We start from the raw sequence: 18,135 nt of genomic DNA on the forward strand, positions 1-18,135 counted from the left end.
CCCAGCGCCGTCGTTTCCCATCCCGCCGTTTCGAGCGATTAATGTGAGGATAGGAGGGACCGTCTGAATGCAGACCGAATCCGGCATTCAGGAAGCATTCACTTTGGCGTCGGAGGTAGAGAGCCGTCAGACATGGAAAACGACCTCGCGGCGATGCGGACTGTCGCGATGTTCGAAGAGATAGATGCCCTGCCAGGTTCCGAGCAGCAGCCGACCTTCGGCAAAGGGAATGGACAAGGAAACGGGCAACAGCGAAGCCTTGATATGGGCCGGCATGTCGTCAGGCCCCTCGTCGCGGTGGATGATCCAGTCCATCGCCGGATCCGTGGTCGGCGGCACCAGGCGTCGGAAGAAGGCCTTGAGGTCCGTCTGCACCGAAGGATCGGCATTCTCCTGGATCAGCAGCGAGCAGGAGGTATGGCGAACGAAGACCGTCATGACGCCCTCGTCCACGCCGCTGCCCCGCAGGAAGTCGCGTGCCGCGTCGGTGAACTCATAGAGCCCCTGTCCCCGGGTGGATATCGCCAATCGCAGCATTGCCATGTCTTGAAACCCTTCAAAGCTTGTCCGGGAGAACCACTCTCTGCCCTAGCCAGTCACCACTCACCTCTATAGTCTCGCCGCAACAAGGGAGGACGATTGACCAATGAGCCTGATCGAAACCATCGAGAAGCAGGAAAGCCTGCTCGTTTTCAAGAGCTTCGACGAAATGGTGGCGCTCGAGATCGGCCGGCGGCTGGTCGATCTGGCACTGTCCGACAAGGCCCCTCTCGTCATCGACATCCGCACCCCGGACCGGACCCTGTTCCATGCAGCCCTCCCCGGCGCTTCACCCGACAATGACCACTGGGCGCGTCGCAAGAGCAATGTGACGCTGCGCATGCACAAGGCATCCCTGCGCGTCGGAGAACTCAACCGCAGTCGCGGCCGGACACTCTCTGCCGAAATCGGACTTGATCCGCTGGACTATGCCGATCACGGCGGAAGCTTCCCGGTTCGCGTCGCAGGCACGGGCGTCGTCGCCGCCATCACCGTTTCGGGCCTCAAATCCGAAGAGGATCACGCCATGATCGTCACGGTGCTGGAAGCCTATCTCGGGACAAAATGACCGCGTCTTCCGTCAGGGCCGTGTCCCGGCATAGAGGCTGAGGCGGGAAAAGCGCTCGCCCTCCCGCTCCAGCACCATCACCGCCGGCAGGGCATAGGGTCCCGCCTCGCCGTTTTCGCCAGCGTCGATATCCCGCCGGTCCGAGCCGTTCAGGGTACACTCGACGGCGACGCGGAACCCGGCGCCGTCGGCCATGATCACGTGGTCGGACAAGGTGATGTCATGCCGTAGGACATAGGCCGCCAGCGTGTCCCGGAAGGACGAATGCCCGATCACACGAATGCCATCCGGCAGATCGAGCACGGCCTCTTCTTCAAACGCGCCAAGCAGCGCGTCGAAATCGTGGCGATTGAGGGCATCGATAACGGTCAGTACCTGCTCGTCCAGTGGCATGGGCTTCTCCTTCTTTGTCTTCAACATAGGCCCGGCGCGACCTGCGGCAAGATGCGCACAACCGCCCTCGAACGTCACCCGATCGGACGCAGAACAGCCGATGCAGCGCGGATCACCGACGCCGTCAGCGGCTTGAGCGCTGCCGAGATTGAACGACTCACATGCCAGTAGAGCGGTACATCGAGCGGCTGCCCGGGCACGAGCTCACACAGGCGTCCGTCGGCTAGCGCGTGTGAAACCAGGGGTTCGGGGTTCATGCCCCAGCCAAGACCGGCAATCGCGGCGTCGACGAAGGCATGGCTCGACGGCAGCCAGTGGGAGGGCCCGGTCACCGTCGTACCGAGCGCCATCTCGGCCCAGCGCGTCTGCAGACGATCCTTGGCATTGAAGGTGATGACAGGGGCGACCCTTACCTCGGCAGGGGCGACCTTGCCGTCCCCGAACCAGCGCTCGATGTAGGCGGGGCTTGCTGTCGCGAGATAGCGCAGCGCACCCAGCGGTCGGCAGTCGCATCCCTGGACAGCCCTAGGCGAACCGCTGATTGCTGCCCGCACCTCGCCGCGCTGCAGCCACTCGGCACTGTGGTCCTGGTCATCGATGACAAGATCAAAGAGGACGCCCTCGACTGCAGCCATGGCCGGCACGAACCAGGTCGCCAGACTGTCGGCATTCACCGCGAGTCGAAGCGTTGGCCATGTCTGCGTCTCATTCTCGCTTTGCCCTGCCAGCCCGAGATCGCGGCGCACGCCCTGCTCCAGAAGCTGCAGCTCTTCCGCGTGACGAAATAGGCGTTCCCCAGCCTCTGTCGCGCGGCAGGGCTGGGAGCGGATGATGAGCGGCGTGCCCACCTGCTCTTCGAGCTGGCGCACCCGCTGGGAAATCGCCGACTGGGTGACATGCAGCATCTGCGCCGCACGCTCGAAGCTGCCGCTGCGCAGCACGGCAGCCAGAGCCGAAAGCTGGGCCGGATCGAACATTAGAAGTCCTTATCTAGGATAAGATATATGATCTTTTCTAATGTCTCTCCTGAAGTTAGTCAAAGCGGCACACGACAGGAGACTACTATGATCGCTGCCGCCACCGCCGGCTTTTTCCTCGGCCTGAGCCTTATCCTCGCGATCGGCGCCCAGAATGCCTTCATTCTGCGCCAGGGTCTTCGGCGCGAACACGTTCTTCCTCTCGTCCTGACCTGCGCGATCTCCGACGCCATTCTGATCGCCGCGGGCGTCGCAGGCTTTGCCACAGTTCTATCCCGCCTCGCTTGGCTGGAGCCGGCCCTGCGCTACGGCGGCGCGGCCTTCTTGCTCACCTACGCCCTTCGCAGCGCCCACTCCGCCTGGACCGGCGGCAACAGCATGCGCGCCGGGGAAGCATATGAAACGAGCCTGCGGACGGCGTTTCTGACCTGCCTTGCCTTCACCTGGCTCAACCCTCATGTCTATCTCGATACCGTGGTGCTGCTGGGCTCCATTTCGACCCGCTATGCAGGACACGAAGTGGCTTTTGCCCTCGGTGCGATGACGGCCTCTTTCTGTTTCTTCTTCACCCTGGGTTTCGGCGCCCGCCTGCTGGCACCCCTCTTCGCGAAACCGATGGCCTGGCGGGTCCTGGACGCAGTCATCGCACTGGTCATGGCATCGATCGCCATCAAGCTGCTGAATTGAGATTGTCCTGATAACCCTTGGGCGAGGTGGCGAATTTCGATAAACCGGGTGGCGGACCAGAGGAGGAGAAACGCATGTTCCTGACCAACCGAGACGCCATCGAACTGCAGGCTTTCCGGCATGAGCTCCACCGCCACCCAGAAGTCTCTGGCGAGGAACGTGAGACGGCGCGACGCGTCGCCGAAGCGCTTCGTCCTCTCGCCCCCTCGAAGATCCTGACCGGTCTCGGCGGCCATGGCGTGGCGAGCATCTTCGACAGTGGTGTTCCGGGCCCCACCCTCCTCTTTCGCGCGGAACTCGATGCCTTGCCGATCGAGGAGAAGTCCGACGCCGCCCACCGCTCGACGGTCCCGGGCAAGGGCCATCTCTGCGGCCATGACGGCCACTCGACCATTCTGCTTGCGCTTGCGCGCGGCCTTTCTCGCCAGCCGGTCGCTCGCGGCCGTGTCGTGCTGCTCTGGCAGCCGGCGGAGGAAGACGGCAGCGGTGCCGCCGCCGTGCTTGCCGATGTCAACTTCTCCGAGATGAAGCCGGACTTTGCCTACTCGCTGCACAACATGCCAGGCCTTGCCTTCGGTCAGGTGGCGCTGAAGGCCGGTCCGGTCAACTGTGCCTCGCGCGGCATGAAGATCACGCTATCAGGCAAAACGGCCCATGCGTCCCAGCCGGAGACAGGCCTCTCGCCGATGGCGGCCATCTCCAGCCTGATGCCGGCCCTGACGGCGCTGTCTCATGGCGCACCGCCCGCGACGGACTTCACCCTCGCAACAGTCACCCACGCGACACTGGGTGAGAAGGCCTTCGGCATTGCGCCGGGTGACGCCGAGATCTGGGTGACATTGCGCACGCTCATCGACGATCGCATGGCAGAGCTTTGCGAAAAGGCCGAACACCTGGTGGTCACGGCAGCGCAGGAGGCAGGCCTCGATTATGCCATCAGCTACCACGACATCTTCTTCCACTGCGAAAACGCACCGGAGGCCGTGGCCGATCTCGAAAAGGCATTGACGACAGAAGGCGTGTCCTTCGACGAAGGCAATCTCCCCATGCGCGCTTCGGAGGATTTTGGCCGGCTACGCGCCGTCTGCCCCTCAGCCATGTTCTTCCTGGGTGCCGGTGAAAACCACCCTGCCCTGCACAATCCCGACTATGACTATCCGGACGACCTGACCGCAATCGGTGCACGGGTGTTCATGGCCGTCATCAGAGACAGGCTCGGCTAGTCAGCCCAGGGATCAGCTGTCGGGAAACCCGCGTTCGGCCCATTCGGACCGCGGGACGGTCTTGCCGACCGACAGGGAGAAGCTGACGACCTCGGTCGCGTTGTCATTGACCTCGCACCGGACCGCAATGTTGATCCAGGCGCCGTTGACCTCGCGGAAAGCCGCCAGCGGCACGTCGATGACATTGCCCTCCTGCAGGCGCAGGATCGGCAGGAAATACGGGATATAGGCGGGCGAGCCGTTGCGCAGCTGCTGGCTGAGCTCGGTGCCGCATAACTGATCGCCGCGCTCCTGCCGGGTCAGTCCCGCCATGGCGGTCATCGCGGCCCGATCACCCGAAATTGCCGTGGAGAAGAGTTCGGTTACCTCCCGCGGCTCAAGCTGCGCTTCCTGCACGGCGGCCTCCGAAGGGCGGTCACTTGCCTCCTCATCGGCCGTTGCCTCCGCCTCGCCGGTGCTCTCACTTGTAACCTCAGCCGCTTCTGCGAGCGCAGCTTCGGCAGGAGGAGCCTCAGGCAAGGCGATCTCCGGCTGCGCCACCGTCGGCGCGGCCTCTGCCGTTTCCGCCTCCTCTGCCGGCGACGTCTCCTCCGGCGCCGCGACTTCGGCTTCGGTGCCTCGGGAGAGTTCGGGACCGCGATCTTCCTCACCGAACCGAACCACGGGCCTCAAGACCGGGATCGGAACCTCCGCCACATCCGGCACCTCCGCCTCCGGCGCCTGAGCTTCAGGCTCCGGCTCTGGTTGTGGTTCCGGCTCCGGTTGCGGTTCGGGCGCAGGTGGAGGCGCGGCTTCAGGCTCGGCCGCCTCCTCCGGCGTTTCAGCCTCGGGCTCGGGCTCAGGCTCTGGTTGCGGCTCCGGCTCTTCCGGCTCGGGCGGCGCCACAAGCGTCACGTCGATCGCCTGTTCCTCCTGAGAGAAATCTTCAGGGCTGTCGAAACTCAACAGGAAGGCTGCCACTGCAAGGCCATGCAGCAGCAGCGAAAGGGCAAGCCCTCCCCCGAAGCGCTGCCAGCCTGTCTTCCTGGTTTCCGTCATGGCATGATCCATAGCGACGATTGCGGCGAAAAGGGAGGTGGCGCGAGGCCGTTACGCATTCCAAATTTCAACCAGATCTTTTCTGGCACCCGAGATAGGGTTACCATGACCATATTTCTAGTCATAAGCCTCAAGTCGGAGATGCAGCCATGACAACTGTCAATATCGCGACCGCCAAGGCGCATCTGAGTGAACTCGTCGGCAAGGCAGAAAAGGGCGAGACGATCGAGATCGAGCGCCACGGAAAACCTGTGGCGAGACTTGGACCTGCAGAGCACCCGCGTGAGCCTGTCGACGTTGACTGGCTTAAAACTATCCTTGATCAACTGCCCGAGACTGCTGCCGAGACAACGCGTCATCTGCGGGAGGAAGGCCGCTACTGATGACCTATCTCGACACGTCCGTCCTTGTGGCACTTCTGACGCGCGAACCGGCCACGGATCGGATAGCAGCCTGGCTGCGACAACAACAGGCAGGATCGCTCTATATAAGCGGCTGGACCATCACCGAGTTTTCCTCGGCTCTCTCCTTGAAACATCGGACTTCGCAACTCGACATCTCGCAGAAGGCGCTCGTCCTGGCCGCCTTCAACCGCCTGGTCTCGCGCTCACTGCTGACCTTGCCAGTGGCGCCGTCCGACTACCAGGCGGCTGCACGGCTCTGCGACCGGGCGGAACTCGGCCTTCGCGCCGGTGATAGCTTGCACATCGCCGTGGCAGTCACCAACGGGTTACCGATCGCAACATTGGATAAGGTCATGGAAGCGGCCTGCGGATTCATCGCGCATCCCACCACACCGATTTGATGGAAAACAAAAAACCCGCCGGATCGCTCCGGCGGGTTATCTTCTTGAATTCCATAGCTCGCATCAGCTGTCGAGGAACGACCGAAGCTTCCTCGAACGGCTCGGATGCTTCAGCTTCCTGAGCGCCTTGGCCTCGATCTGACGGATACGTTCGCGGGTAACCGAGAACTGCTGACCGACTTCTTCGAGCGTATGGTCCGTGTTCATGCCGATGCCGAAGCGCATGCGGAGCACGCGCTCTTCGCGCGGGGTGAGCGAAGCGAGAACGCGAGTCGTCGTTTCGCGCAGGTTCGCCTGAATCGCGGCGTCGATCGGCAGAAGCGCGTTCTTGTCCTCGATGAAATCGCCGAGGTGACTATCTTCTTCGTCACCCACGGGGGTTTCGAGCGAGATCGGCTCCTTGGCGATCTTCAGGACCTTGCGGACCTTTTCGAGCGGCATGGCCAGCTTTTCAGCCAGTTCTTCCGGCGTTGGCTCGCGACCAATCTCGTGCAGCATCTGGCGCGATGTGCGGACGATCTTGTTGATCGTCTCGATCATGTGCACCGGAATACGGATCGTGCGGGCCTGGTCGGCGATCGAGCGGGTGATCGCCTGACGGATCCACCAGGTCGCATAGGTCGAGAACTTGTAGCCGCGGCGATACTCGAACTTGTCGACCGCCTTCATCAGGCCGATATTGCCTTCCTGAATGAGGTCGAGGAACTGCAGGCCGCGGTTCGTGTACTTCTTGGCGATCGAGATGACGAGACGCAGGTTCGCCTCGACCATTTCCTTCTTGGCGATACGCGCTTCGCGTTCGCCCTTCTGGACCATTGACACGATGCGTCGGAATTCAGCGATCGAGATACCGGTTTCGGTGGCAAGATTCTGGATCTCGCCGCGGATGTCGCGGATCGTCTGGTATTCTTCCTTCGCAAATTCCTTCCAGCCACGACCGGAAAGGTTGGCGATCGACTTCATCCAGTTCGGATCAAGCTCGGCGCCCTGATACTGCTCGAGGAAGGCTTCGCGCTTGACGCCATAGCTTTCGGCGAGACGCAGCAGGCGACCCTCGTTCTGCATCAGACGCTTGGAGATGTCGTAGAGCTGCTCGACAAGGCTGTCGATGCGGTTCTGGTTCAGCGACAGCGACTTGACCGCCGTGATCAGCTGATCCTTGAGCTCCTTGTAACGACGCTCCTGACCGGACGACAGCGTACCGGCGCAGGCAAGACGAGCCTCCACTTGCTGGTCCTGCAGCTTGCGCAGCTTCTTGTAGGTGTCGGCGATGAGGTCGAGGGTCTCCATGACCTGCGGACGCAGTTCCGATTCCATCGCAGCCAGCGACAGGTTCGATTCGTCCTCGTCCTCTTCCTCTTCTTCCGGCGGCATGCCTTCGCCACCGATGGCGGTGATGTCGTCATCGTCACCGGAGGCGGCCTGCGGGCGACGCTTGGCGCGCTCCTTTTCCTTCTCTTCGGCAGCCTTGCGGTCTGCTTCGATCTTTTCCGGGCTCTGGAACTGCGGCGCAGCCTTGGCTTCCGGACCGGAATAGGTGGTTTCGAGATCGATGATCTCGCGCAGCAGCGTCGTACCTTCGTTTAGCTCGTCGCGCCAGATGATCAGCGCCTGGAAGGTCAGCGGGCTCTCGCAGAGGCCCGAGATCATTGTTTCGCGGCCGGCCTCGATGCGCTTGGCGATCGCGATTTCGCCTTCACGCGACAGGAGCTCGACGGAACCCATTTCGCGCAGATACATGCGTACCGGGTCGTCGGTACGATCGGTCGGCTCTTTCTTCTTGGCAGTGGCAACGGCAGTGCCGGCGGTCGGAGCAAGCTCCCCGCCTTCGCTTTCGCTCTCTTCTTCCGAATCGTCGTCGCCGGCCTGGGCCTCGTCGACGTCTTCGTCTTCGATGACATTGATGCCCATGTCGGAAAGCATCGCCATGGTGTCTTCGATCTGCTCCGAGGTCACTTCCTCGGACGGCAGAACCGAATTCAGCTCATCCATGGTCACGTAGCCGCGCTTCTTGGCGGCCTTGATCATCTTCTTGACCGCGTCATCGGAAAGATCGAGAAGCGGACCGTCCGGCGCGCCGTCGCGTTCGCTGTCGGCTTCTTCGTTTTCTTTGACTTTCGATGCCATTTATCTAGTCGCTTTCCCTGACGTCTGATCATGCTGCTGGTCGCCGGAGGAATGGGAGACGAACCACTCACCCGGGCGGATAGCTGTCACTGACCTAACGGAGTGTTGCTTAATTCCTGATTAACTATGGGCATTGCGGTCGCAGCCTTGAAACCTCGATTGTCTGCATGACCGGTCATCATACCAGAGATCCGTCCGAACCCACTTCACCCTTGTGTGCTTGGATTGGTGATTCCCACAATTTTTCCTGGCGTCAAGCCTTTCCGCAGGCTGGATCGGGAAAATCAACAAAACAAGCCGTATTACGGCGCCTTTATCACCGATCTTCGCAGATGTAGGACGTCACGCCGGAGAAACAAGGGGTAGCAGCGGCAGGAACAGCCTCAGGCTCCGACGACAGCATCCTGCCTGACGCCGGTCAGGAACCAGACGCGCATGGCGCCCTTCCCCTTGACATCGATATCGCCGCGCAACTCGAACTCGAAGCGGTCCTCAAGCCTCTGTTTCAGGCAGTCGGCAACCTGAATGCGGCTTGCCACCCCATGTGATTCCATATGCGCGGCCGTGTTCACCGTGTCGCCCCAGACATCGTAGAGCAGCTTGTTCGGCCCGATAACGCCGGCAACCACCGGCCCCGTATCAAGCCCGATCCGCACTTCGACGGGTTCCCCCACCTGCTCCGAGATCCGTCGGCAGCATGCGAGAAGATCGAGCGCCATCAGCGCCACGGCAGCCTCGTGATCCGGCTTGGCTTCTGGCAGTCCGCCCGCCACCATATAGGCATCCCCGATCGTCTTGATCTTTTCGAGCCCATGCGCGCTGGCGATCGCGTCGAACTGGCTGAAGACCCGGCTCAAGAAGGCGATCACCTGCTGTGGCTCCCACCGCGCGGCCCGGGGCGTGAAGTCGACAATATCGGCAAACAGGATCGTCGCGGACGGGATCTGGTCCGCAACCAACTGGGTTCGGTGATCCCTCAGCCGTGTCGCCACGGCTTGCGGCAGGATGTTCTGCAGCAGCCGTTCGGAGAATTCATGCTCGGATTCGAGCGCCATCTCCGCCTGCGACGCCTCCTTGAAGGCAAAGTAAGAGGTCGTGAAGATCAAGAGGAAGGCGAAGGACACCGTCAGGTAATAGAGCGTGTTGAGAAACACCGGCTCCACGCGGATGAAATCGAGCGGCGCCACGAACATGACCTCCGTAATCAGGAAGGCAATGATCGCCACGATCGTCACGCAGGCCGATAGAATGAGACGCTCCGGCCCGAACACCAGCATCGACGCAGCAGCCCCGGGCAGGAAATAGAAATGCAGGCCCGACTCCCGCCCGAAGAACATGCAATAGCCGATCCCGAAGATCAGCCAGATGGTGCAGAGATAAAGAGCTGCCGACGTCTGGCCAAAGCGGTGAAAGAAAGGCGTAACGGCATAGAGCGCGATCTGTGGCGAGAAGGCGATGATCGCAGGCAACAGCCCGTACCAGTCATAGAGCGCGTAGATCACGATATAAGGGATGGTCATGAGGCTGACCATCGCGGCAATGATGTTGGTCACCGCAAGCCTGCGCCTGACGCGTGGCGGATAGCCGGCCGTCCCAATTCTCGCCACCCACCAGACTGCATTCGGCAAACGCCAGAACGAGCGGAGTTTGCGCCCGTTCCGGGCTATGAAGTCGAACTCGTTCTGCGCCACTCTTGTTTCCGGCTACAATGGAACAGGATCTGAATCCCCCATTTGCCGCCGCAGTGCAACAGATTTATGCAAACGATTACATCAGCCGTGACCGGTCGCTGGTCCCTTCACACGGCCGGACATCACACCGAAGCCGTCGATGATCGCTTCCTGGTTCTCCATCCGCGCCACCTCGAGCTGAACTTCGTGCAGCGCGCTGATCACCTGCTCGATGCGGCCGGCATCGTCCGTCTCGGTTGCCTCGGCAATTTCCCGCTCGAGTTCCTGCCGCTGACGCTTCAGAGCCCTCGCCCGCTTGTAGAGCGCGAGCGCCTGCCGGTAGCCCTCGCGGGCGTCTTCTGCCGCGGCAATCTCCGTCGCAATCCAGAGCCTTGCATTGCGGATCTGCTGATCGAGACCACGCAGCAAGGTGCCATGTCCATGCGCCTCCAGCTTCTGGATCAGGATTTCGCGCGTCAGGGATGACCCCGCTTCCGCAACGGCCGTCAGCAGCGACGACCAGAGCTTTTGCAATCCACCATGCTCGTAGTCGATAGCGGCAATCTCGTCATACTCGTCTTCGAGCAGCTGCGGATGATTGACGATGGTGAGCGCCAGCACGCTTTCGCGCAGCGTCGGCTGATCGAGCGCACCGCGCACCAGGCCTGAGCGCGCCAAACGGTCGGAGATCGTGCCGCGACTGGAGGCGACAGGTCCCGGCGGACGTCCGCCATTGCGGCCGCCCTGCCCCTGCCCGCGGCCGCCACCTTGAAAACTGCCACGCTCGCCACGCCCGGGCTGGCTGCCCTGGAAGAAGGCGTAGAGCCGGTCACGCACATCTTGCTGGTAGTGGCGACGGACATTCTCGTCGGCGATGACATTGACGACCTGCTTGAGCTTCGCCTCGAGCTCGGCGCGCTTTTCCGGCGTATCGAAACCACCGGCCTGCGTCTCGCGCATCCAGACCATTTCGGCAAGCGGGCGGGCTTCAGATAGAACGCGGTCGAAAGGCTGACGGCCGTCCTGCTTGACGAGGTCGTCCGGATCCTTGCCATCGGGCAGCATGGCGAAGCGCAACGACTGACCAGGCTTGATATGCGGCAGCGCGAGATCGACCGCGCGAAACGCCGCCCTCTGCCCAGCGCCATCACCATCGAAGCAGAGCACCGGCACCGGCGTCGTCTTCCACATCAGCTGCAGCTGGTTTTCGGTGAGCGCCGTTCCAAGCGGCGCGACGGCGTTTTCGACCCCTGCCTGATAGAGGGCGATCACGTCCATATAGCCTTCCACCGCGATCAGCGTATCGGCTCCGCCAGCACCCTGCATCGCCCGTCTGGCACGGGAGAAGTTGTAGAGCACATTGCCCTTGTGGAAGAGCTCGGTCTCGTTGGAATTCAGATATTTTGCCATGGCATCCGGCGCCATGGCGCGTCCGCCAAAGGCGATGACCTTGTCGCGCGACGACAGGATCGGGAACATAATGCGATCGCGGAAACGGTCATAGGAGACTGGGATATCGGGGCCATGCACGACTAGGCCGCAGGCCTCGATCTGTTCCTTCGGCACACCCTTTCCGGCGAGATACTCCTTCAGCGCATTGCGGCTTTCAGGCGCGTATCCCAGGCGAAACGTCTCGATCGTCCGCCCCGACAGGCCGCGCTCGCGCAAGTAAGCTCTCGCCCGCGCACCGCTCGCCGTCTGCAATTGATCCTGGAAGAACTGCGTCGCCATCTCCATGACGTCCTGCAGCGTGGTCCGTTCCCGCTCCCGGCGCTCCGCCTGCGGGTCCGGCTGCGGCATCGCGATGCCCGCCATGTCGGCGACCTGCTGCACGGCTTCGACGAAGCTCAGGCCCTCGAGATCGGTCAGGAAACGGAAATGGTCGCCGGAAACGCCACAGCCGAAGCAATGATAGCGGCCCTTGCGATCTTCGCAGTGAAAGCTCGGGCTCTTCTCGCCATGAAACGGGCAGCAGGCCCAGTAATCCTGGCGCGACACGTTGGTCTTCTTGCGATCCCAGGTCACACGGCGACCGACCACGGCCGAAATCGGCACGCGGTCACGGATCTCGTCGAGGAAGTCGCTGGAAAAACGCATGGGTATCCCTGGGAAGCTGATCCTCCATATAGGCGTCGCGGCAGCGCAGCGCCAAGGCTTTCGCGCGGAGTGCCCGTTATTCACAGAGGGACGAGTTGATCATACGGAAATACATATGTATATACACCTTAGGCGCAGGCTAGATTTCTGGCATGTACCGGATCAATCGCGGTCAACATGGGAGATTTGAAATGAGTGGACATACATACACACATGCGAGGGTTACCCGAGATGGCAAGCGAATTGGGACTGAAGGAATTTGAGTGGGACGAGAACAAGCGCAGACTTAATGTTCAAAATCACGGGATCGACTTTATCGATGCTGCCAATGCACTCCGTACGGGGCCGCGGCTCGATATCGAGTCCTATAGGAATGGCGAGTTGAGAACGCTCTCGATTTGTCCCGACACGTTGAAACTCATTGCGGTCGTCTTCACCATGCGTGGTGACCTATGCCGCATCATCTCCGCAAGGACGGCACGGAAAGATGAGCAAAGAAAATATCGTCAGATATACAATTGAAGAAATTGAAGCCATGCGTGCCAGGGGTGAAAGCCTGACAGACTGGGCTCGTGTCGATGCCATGACTGACGAGGATATCGAACGCGCCATGCGCGACGATCCCGACTGGAAGGACCACATGGACATCGACTGGTCCAAGGCGAGGATGGTGTTTCCGGACAAGAAGAAGGCGATCTCGATCCGCCTCGACCCCGACATCATCGACTTCTTCCAGGCGACCGGTAAAGGTTACCAGACCCGCATCAACGCGGTACTGCGTCATTTCGTCGACGAACAGAAGCGATCGAAATCCTGAAACGCAAGACGCCGCCCGAAGGCGGCGTCCATTCAATTCAATCCAGTGGCAGGCTCTTACTTCAACAGGTCCTTGACCACGCCGGACGCCTTGCCGAAGTCCATCTGGCCTGGATAGCGTTCCTTCAGCGTGTTGATGCACTTACCCATGTCGCGCAGGCCCTGGGCACCGGTCTCGCTGATGACGGCCGCGCACAGTTCGCGCACCTTTTCCTCGGGCAGTTGCTCGGGCATGAAGGACTTGATGATGACGATTTCCTCGCGCTCCTGCGCGGCAAGCTCCGGCCGATCGTTCTCGGCATAGATCTTCGCGGATTCATCCCGCTGCTTGATCATCTTCATCAGGATCTGCATGATCTCGTCATCGCTGACCGGATCCTTGCCGGTGCCGCGATTGGCGATGTCGCGATCCTTGATCGCCGTCTGGATCAGACGAACGGTCGAGGTCCGCCTGATATCCTTGGCCTTCAGGGCCTCTTTCAGTGAGTTGGCGAGCGTGTCGCGTATCATTTTCTTCTCCGGGGAAGAGCCTGCCCCGCCGTTAGCGATTGTGGCTTTTCCGTGTTCGTTGAGTGGTTCTCATAGCCAGACATCTGCTGCAGTGCAAACGAATTGAGCAAACCATTGAAATGGCTTGGGAGAAATCCGCCGCTTAAGCGCATCCGGAATTGACCTCGCCACGCGATCCGTCTATTGCTCGGCACCTGCACGCAAATTGTCATCAGGGCTGAAAACGCGCGACCTCGCGCGCCCTCGATCTGCAACATAAATGGTCCTGCGAAACCGCTCCGACAAGGGGCCGGCACGCGGGCGAACAAGGAACGACCATGACCGCGACAGCCCCCTGGACGACCCGCAAGCCAACCGCCCTCCTCGTTCTCGCCGACGGCACCGTCATCGAAGGCCATGGCATCGGCGCGACCGGCAAGGTCCAGGCCGAGGTCTGCTTCAACACGGCGCTGACAGGGTACGAGGAAATCCTTACCGATCCCTCCTATCTCGGCCAGATCGTCACCTTCACCTTCCCCCATATCGGCAATGTCGGCACCAATGACGAAGACATCGAGGACCTGACGCCGGCAGCCCGCCACGGCGCAGTCGGCACGATCTTCAAGGCCGACATCACCGACCCTTCAAATTATCGTGCCGCAAGCCATCTCGACGCATGGCTGAAGAGCCGCGGCATCATCGGCCTCTCCGGCATCGACACCCGCGCGCTCACCGCCTGGATCCGCGAAAACGGTGCCCCGAATGCCGTCATCGCCCATGACCCGAACGGCGTCTTCGACATCGAAGCCCTGAAGGCAGAGGCTCGGGAATGGAGCGGCCTCGTTGGCCTCGACCTCGCCAAGGTTGCAACCTCGGGCCAGTCTTCCGTCTGGAGCGAGAAGGACTGGAACTGGACGGAGGGTCACACCACGCTCGGCCCGGAGGATGCCAAGTACCATATCGTCTGCGTCGACTTCGGCGTGAAGCGCAATATCCTGCGCCTTTTCGCCGGTCTCGACTGCAAGGTGACCGTGGTTCCTGCCACGACATCGGCCGAAGACATCATGGCGCTCAACCCGGACGGCGTCTTCCTGTCGAACGGCCCGGGAGACCCGGCCGCAACCGGCGAATATGCCGTTCCGGTCATCCAGAACCTGGTTCAGACCGACAAGCCTGTCTTCGGCATCTGCCTCGGCCACCAGATGCTGGGCCTTGCGCTCGGCGGCAAGACCGAGAAGATGCACCAGGGTCACCACGGCGCAAACCACCCGGTGAAGGACTTCACGACGGGTAAGGTCGAAATCGTCTCGATGAACCACGGCTTCGCGGTCGACTCGAAGTCGCTGCCGGAAAGCGTTGAAGAGACTCACATTTCGTTGTTTGACGGCACCAATTGCGGCCTCCGTCTCAAGGGCAAGCCGGTGTTCTCGGTGCAGCATCACCCGGAAGCCTCGCCCGGCCCACAGGACAGCCACTACCTCTTCCGCCGCTTCATCAACATGGTGCGCGAGACGAGGGGCGAACCGGCACTGGCCGAACGCTGAGCTTAATCTACAGGACTGGAATTTGGCGGCCCGGGTTCAGACCCGGGCCGTTTGCATTTCATGCCGGACTTTGAGGTAAAAGCGCAGGCTCAGCATGAAGGCAGCGCTCGCAAGCCCCAGGCAGAAACCATACCAGATGCCGATGCCGCCGATCCCAAGCGGAAAGGCCATGAGCCAGGCGAGGAAGAAGCCGACCGGCCAATAGGCGACAAGCGCCAGAATCATCGGCACCCGAGCGTCCTTCAACCCGCGAAGCAGTCCCGCGGCAATCGCCTGCAGCCCGTCAACCAGTTGGAATAGTCCGGCGACCATGACGAGCGGCCCGGCGAAAGCCAGCACATCGGCTGCAGCCGGCGCATTCTCGTTGATGAAGGCGGCAGAGAGTTGCTGCGGCACGGCAAGGAAAAGGATGCCACCCGACAGCGAAAGGATCGCGGCGATGCCAAGAACCGTGATGGCGGCCCGCACCAGTTCCGGGTAATTGCCGCGTCCATGCGCAAGTCCCACCCGAACGGTCGCGGCTTGGGCGAGACCAAGCGGGATCATGAAGGCGATGGAGGCCAGCTGCAGGGCGATGCCATGGGCCGCAAGTTCGATCGTCCCGATCCGCCCCATCAGCAAGGAGGCGGCACTGAACAGGCTGACTTCGGCAAGCACGGTGACGCTGATCGGCAGCCCCAGGAACAGAACTTCACGGAAGGCTTGCCAGTCGGGACGCCAGAAGCGCACGAATAATTCGTAGCGCCGGGTCTCGTCGCGGGTCTGGATATAGAGGACCATCGCCGCAAAACTCACCCACTGAACGATGACGGCGACGATTGCCGCACCGGTCATGCCAAGCGCCGGCAGGCCGAAATGTCCGAGCACGAGCGCATAAGCCAGGATCGCATTGAGGATCAGGATGCCGACCGTGACCCAGAGCACGATGCGTGCCCGCCCCGTGGCGCTGACCAGCGAACGTAGGACGGCAAACAGCAACGCCGGCAGAAGCCCGAGCTGGCTGATGAAGACGTAGTTGGCTGCAAGTGCGGCCACTTCCGGCTTTTGCCCCAGAGCGAGCAGGATCCTCTCGGCATTGAAGAACAGAGGCGTCATGACCACGACGTAAAGGATGGACACCCACATGCCCATGCGGATCGAGCGCCGAACGGAGACCACGTCTCCCCGTCCATAGGCCTGCGCCACCATCGGCATGACCGCCATGGAGAAGCCCGAACCGAAGACGAAGATCGTGAAGAAGAACTGGCCGGCCAATACCATGGCGGCGAGCGGCACGGCGCCGAGCTGACCGACGATCACGACGTCCGTCGTATGAATGCCAAGCTGTGCCAGCTGCGCGCCGATCAGCGGGATGCCGAGGGCGAGGGTGGCGCGAATATGCGACATCCAGCTACCGGCTCCCACGGGAGTGGCGCTTGGGGTTTCGAGCGTGACGACATCGGTGTGCATGGCTTAGGTCTCAACGAAAAAAGCCGCTTCCAGAGCATACTGGTGAGCGGCATGTCGCAGAGGGATAAGCGCGCGCAGGCACGGCGGCAAGCCGGAATCATGATGCTGCAGAATTATTGCGCGATACATCAGCAAGTTTGATGAAAAATCAGGCAGTCCACGGCTATTCGGAATGAGCAGCCGACAGGATTGGTCTTGAATGACACCAGTTGACCTTGGCGCTGACGAAGAATCGCGTGTAAGCCTTCAGCGGTGCAACGGGAGCAAATGACAACGGCATGATGGATCTGATCTGGCGCGGCACACTCATCGGCATCGGCGCGACGCTTGCCATGGATCTCTGGGCTCTCATCCTGACGACGGTTTTTCGCCAGCCGAGTGCGAATTGGGCCCCGGTCGGACGCTGGTTCTATCACCTGACTTCGGGTCGGGTCTTTCACGACAGTATCGCGGATGCAGAGCCCCACGACCGCGAACTGGCCCTCGGCTGGATCGCCCATTACGCTGTCGGCATCGCCTATGGCATCATGCTAGCCTTGCTTGTCGGGCCGGCCTGGTTTGCAGACCCAACGCTGCTGCCAGCCTTCATCTGGGGGATCGTCACGGTCGCTGCCGGCTGGTTCCTGCTGCAGCCCGGCCTCGGTCTCGGCTGGGCGGCGGCAAAGACGCCGAACCCGAACAAGGTCCGGGCTCTCAATCTGGCCGCACACACCGTTTTCGGCCTCGGCCTGTGGCTGACGGCGCTTGCAATCCGCTAGCTGCTCCGGCCCGTCAGATGGGGCCCGAGAAGGTGTCGCAGGCGCTCACATTGCCGCTGTCGTAACCGCGCTTGAACCACTTCATCCGCTGTGCGGAGGTGCCGTGGTTGAAGGCATCCGGCACGACATACCCCTGACTGCGCTTCTGCAGCGTATCGTCGCCGATCTGCTGTGCGGCATTCAGCGCCTCCTCCAGATCGCCGTCGGACAGGATGCCTTCCTTGTCGGCCGACTTCGCCCAGATCCCCGCATAACAATCCGCCTGCAGCTCGACGCGCACTGACATCTGGTTCGCTTCGCGCTGGCCCATCGACCGGCGCTGGCGGTTGAATTCCGGGAGAACGCCCGTGAGGTTCTGCACGTGATGCCCGACTTCATGGGCAATCACATAGGCCTGGGCGAAATCGCCGGCGGCATCGAACTGCCGCTCGAGTTGATCGAAGAACTCGGTGTCCAGATAGACCTTGCTGTCGGCGGGACAATAGAAGGGACCGGTGGCAGACGATGCCTGACCGCAGGCGGAAGCTGTGGCCCCGCTGAACAGGACCAGCGTCGGCTCGCGATATTGCTCGCCGGATGCCGAGAAGATCGCATTCCAGGTGGTTTCCGTTTCCGCCAGAACGGTGCGGACAAAGGCGGTGGTGTCGTCGCTCGATTGCCCTGCCGGCCGCTGCCCGATCGATTGCTCGTATCCGGAGCCTGCCCCCCCGATATTGCCTTCGCCCAGAACCTGCAGCATGTCGATGCCCATGGCCTTCAGCACGAAGTAGATGACGACGAGGAAGATGATCGTTCCGAAGCTCAGTCCGCCACCGCGTCGCCCGCCCATCGGGATCTGGATGCCCGAACGACCAAAGGGATTGCGACCAAACCCGCCCCGCGAGGACTGCCCACGCCGATCCTCGATATTGTCCGACTGCCGACGGCCTCGCCATTCCATGGTGCTGTCCCTCT

19 protein-coding genes are annotated in these 18,135 nt (G+C 61.6%); 9 read left to right on the plus strand and 10 right to left on the minus strand.

Features of this window, described 5'->3' with window-relative positions; all coding sequences use genetic code 11:
- Positions 1–126 precede the first annotated feature (126 nt).
- Positions 127–543 carry a secondary thiamine-phosphate synthase enzyme YjbQ gene (locus FAA86_RS12170; protein ID WP_136540915.1) on the minus strand — a complete coding sequence of 139 codons (417 nt, stop codon included), beginning with the start codon at positions 541–543 and terminating at the stop codon, positions 127–129.
- A 103-nt stretch (positions 544–646) separates the two neighbouring features.
- Here FAA86_RS12170 and FAA86_RS12175 point away from each other — a divergent pair, with 103 nt between their 5' ends.
- A complete protein-coding gene (locus FAA86_RS12175) occupies positions 647–1,108 on the plus strand; it encodes a heme-degrading domain-containing protein (protein ID WP_136540917.1) in 462 nt (153 codons plus the stop codon).
- 12 nt (positions 1,109–1,120) lie between these two features.
- Here FAA86_RS12175 and FAA86_RS12180 read toward each other — a convergent pair whose 3' ends face one another.
- Positions 1,121–1,501, minus strand: a complete 381-nt coding sequence (locus FAA86_RS12180; protein ID WP_136540919.1) for a nuclear transport factor 2 family protein — start codon at positions 1,499–1,501, stop codon at positions 1,121–1,123.
- Positions 1,502–1,575: 74 nt separating this feature from the next.
- Complete coding sequence (locus FAA86_RS12185) at positions 1,576–2,478, minus strand: LysR family transcriptional regulator ArgP (RefSeq protein ID WP_136540921.1); 903 nt, start codon at positions 2,476–2,478, stop codon at positions 1,576–1,578.
- A gap of 87 nt (positions 2,479–2,565) precedes the next feature.
- On the opposite strand from FAA86_RS12185, the gene FAA86_RS12190 reads away from it, so the two are divergent.
- A complete protein-coding gene (locus FAA86_RS12190; protein ID WP_136540923.1) occupies positions 2,566–3,165 on the plus strand; it encodes a LysE/ArgO family amino acid transporter in 600 nt (199 codons plus the stop codon).
- Between the two features lie 74 nt (positions 3,166–3,239).
- Positions 3,240–4,388: an amidohydrolase gene (locus tag FAA86_RS12195; protein ID WP_136540925.1), complete on the plus strand. Its 1,149-nt coding sequence runs from the start codon at positions 3,240–3,242 to the stop codon at positions 4,386–4,388.
- A 12-nt stretch (positions 4,389–4,400) separates the two neighbouring features.
- Here FAA86_RS12195 and FAA86_RS12200 read toward each other — a convergent pair whose 3' ends face one another.
- Positions 4,401–5,426: a DUF930 domain-containing protein gene (locus FAA86_RS12200; protein WP_136540927.1), complete on the minus strand. Its 1,026-nt coding sequence runs from the start codon at positions 5,424–5,426 to the stop codon at positions 4,401–4,403.
- 149 nt (positions 5,427–5,575) lie between these two features.
- Here FAA86_RS12200 and FAA86_RS12205 point away from each other — a divergent pair, with 149 nt between their 5' ends.
- Together FAA86_RS12205 and FAA86_RS12210 are read left to right on the plus strand one after the other, a co-directional pair.
- Entirely contained in the window at positions 5,576–5,809 is a 234-nt protein-coding gene (locus tag FAA86_RS12205; protein WP_136540929.1) for a type II toxin-antitoxin system Phd/YefM family antitoxin, read from the plus strand.
- Positions 5,809–6,231 carry a type II toxin-antitoxin system VapC family toxin gene (locus FAA86_RS12210; protein WP_136540930.1) on the plus strand — a complete coding sequence of 141 codons (423 nt, stop codon included), beginning with the start codon at positions 5,809–5,811 and terminating at the stop codon, positions 6,229–6,231. Before FAA86_RS12205 ends, FAA86_RS12210 begins: the two co-directional genes overlap by 1 nt.
- Positions 6,232–6,294: 63 nt before the next feature.
- Here the strand turns inward: FAA86_RS12210 and rpoD are convergent, their stop codons facing one another.
- The 3 genes from rpoD to dnaG all read right to left on the minus strand — a co-directional run bounded on the left by rpoD (position 6,295) and on the right by dnaG (position 12,125).
- A complete protein-coding gene (gene rpoD / locus FAA86_RS12215; RefSeq protein WP_136540932.1) occupies positions 6,295–8,358 on the minus strand; it encodes an RNA polymerase sigma factor RpoD in 2,064 nt (687 codons plus the stop codon).
- A 383-nt stretch (positions 8,359–8,741) separates the two neighbouring features.
- Positions 8,742–10,049 (minus strand): adenylate/guanylate cyclase domain-containing protein, encoded by a 1,308-nt coding sequence (locus FAA86_RS12220; protein ID WP_136540934.1) that lies wholly within the window; start codon positions 10,047–10,049, stop codon positions 8,742–8,744.
- Positions 10,050–10,130: 81 nt separating this feature from the next.
- Positions 10,131–12,125, minus strand: a complete 1,995-nt coding sequence (dnaG, locus tag FAA86_RS12225; RefSeq protein WP_136540936.1) for a DNA primase — start codon at positions 12,123–12,125, stop codon at positions 10,131–10,133.
- Between the two features lie 231 nt (positions 12,126–12,356).
- On the opposite strand from dnaG, the gene FAA86_RS12230 reads away from it, so the two are divergent.
- Both FAA86_RS12230 and FAA86_RS12235 read left to right on the plus strand, forming a co-directional pair.
- Positions 12,357–12,647 carry a BrnT family toxin gene (locus tag FAA86_RS12230; RefSeq protein ID WP_246035063.1) on the plus strand — a complete coding sequence of 97 codons (291 nt, stop codon included), beginning with the start codon at positions 12,357–12,359 and terminating at the stop codon, positions 12,645–12,647.
- Positions 12,648–12,660: 13 nt separating this feature from the next.
- Positions 12,661–12,942, plus strand: a complete 282-nt coding sequence (locus FAA86_RS12235; RefSeq protein ID WP_374725472.1) for a BrnA antitoxin family protein — start codon at positions 12,661–12,663, stop codon at positions 12,940–12,942.
- A gap of 56 nt (positions 12,943–12,998) precedes the next feature.
- Here FAA86_RS12235 and FAA86_RS12240 read toward each other — a convergent pair whose 3' ends face one another.
- Entirely contained in the window at positions 12,999–13,451 is a 453-nt protein-coding gene (locus FAA86_RS12240; RefSeq protein ID WP_136540940.1) for a GatB/YqeY domain-containing protein, read from the minus strand.
- Between the two features lie 317 nt (positions 13,452–13,768).
- Between FAA86_RS12240 and carA the strand changes: the two genes are divergently transcribed.
- Positions 13,769–14,974 carry a glutamine-hydrolyzing carbamoyl-phosphate synthase small subunit gene (carA, locus tag FAA86_RS12245; RefSeq protein WP_136540942.1) on the plus strand — a complete coding sequence of 402 codons (1,206 nt, stop codon included), beginning with the start codon at positions 13,769–13,771 and terminating at the stop codon, positions 14,972–14,974.
- Between the two features lie 36 nt (positions 14,975–15,010).
- Here the strand turns inward: carA and FAA86_RS12250 are convergent, their stop codons facing one another.
- A complete protein-coding gene (locus tag FAA86_RS12250) occupies positions 15,011–16,423 on the minus strand; it encodes an MATE family efflux transporter (RefSeq protein ID WP_136540944.1) in 1,413 nt (470 codons plus the stop codon).
- Positions 16,424–16,701: 278 nt separating this feature from the next.
- Between FAA86_RS12250 and FAA86_RS12255 the strand changes: the two genes are divergently transcribed.
- Positions 16,702–17,181, plus strand: a complete 480-nt coding sequence (locus FAA86_RS12255) for a DUF2938 domain-containing protein (protein ID WP_136540946.1) — start codon at positions 16,702–16,704, stop codon at positions 17,179–17,181.
- A gap of 13 nt (positions 17,182–17,194) precedes the next feature.
- On the opposite strand, the gene ypfJ is transcribed toward FAA86_RS12255, so the two are convergent.
- Positions 17,195–18,121: a KPN_02809 family neutral zinc metallopeptidase gene (gene ypfJ / locus FAA86_RS12260; protein WP_136540948.1), complete on the minus strand. Its 927-nt coding sequence runs from the start codon at positions 18,119–18,121 to the stop codon at positions 17,195–17,197.
- Positions 18,122–18,135 lie beyond the last annotated feature (14 nt).

The sequence above is a fragment of the Rhizobium rosettiformans W3 genome, assembly GCF_004912135.1.
In the GTDB taxonomy this organism is placed as follows: domain Bacteria; phylum Pseudomonadota; class Alphaproteobacteria; order Rhizobiales; family Rhizobiaceae; genus Allorhizobium; species Allorhizobium rosettiformans.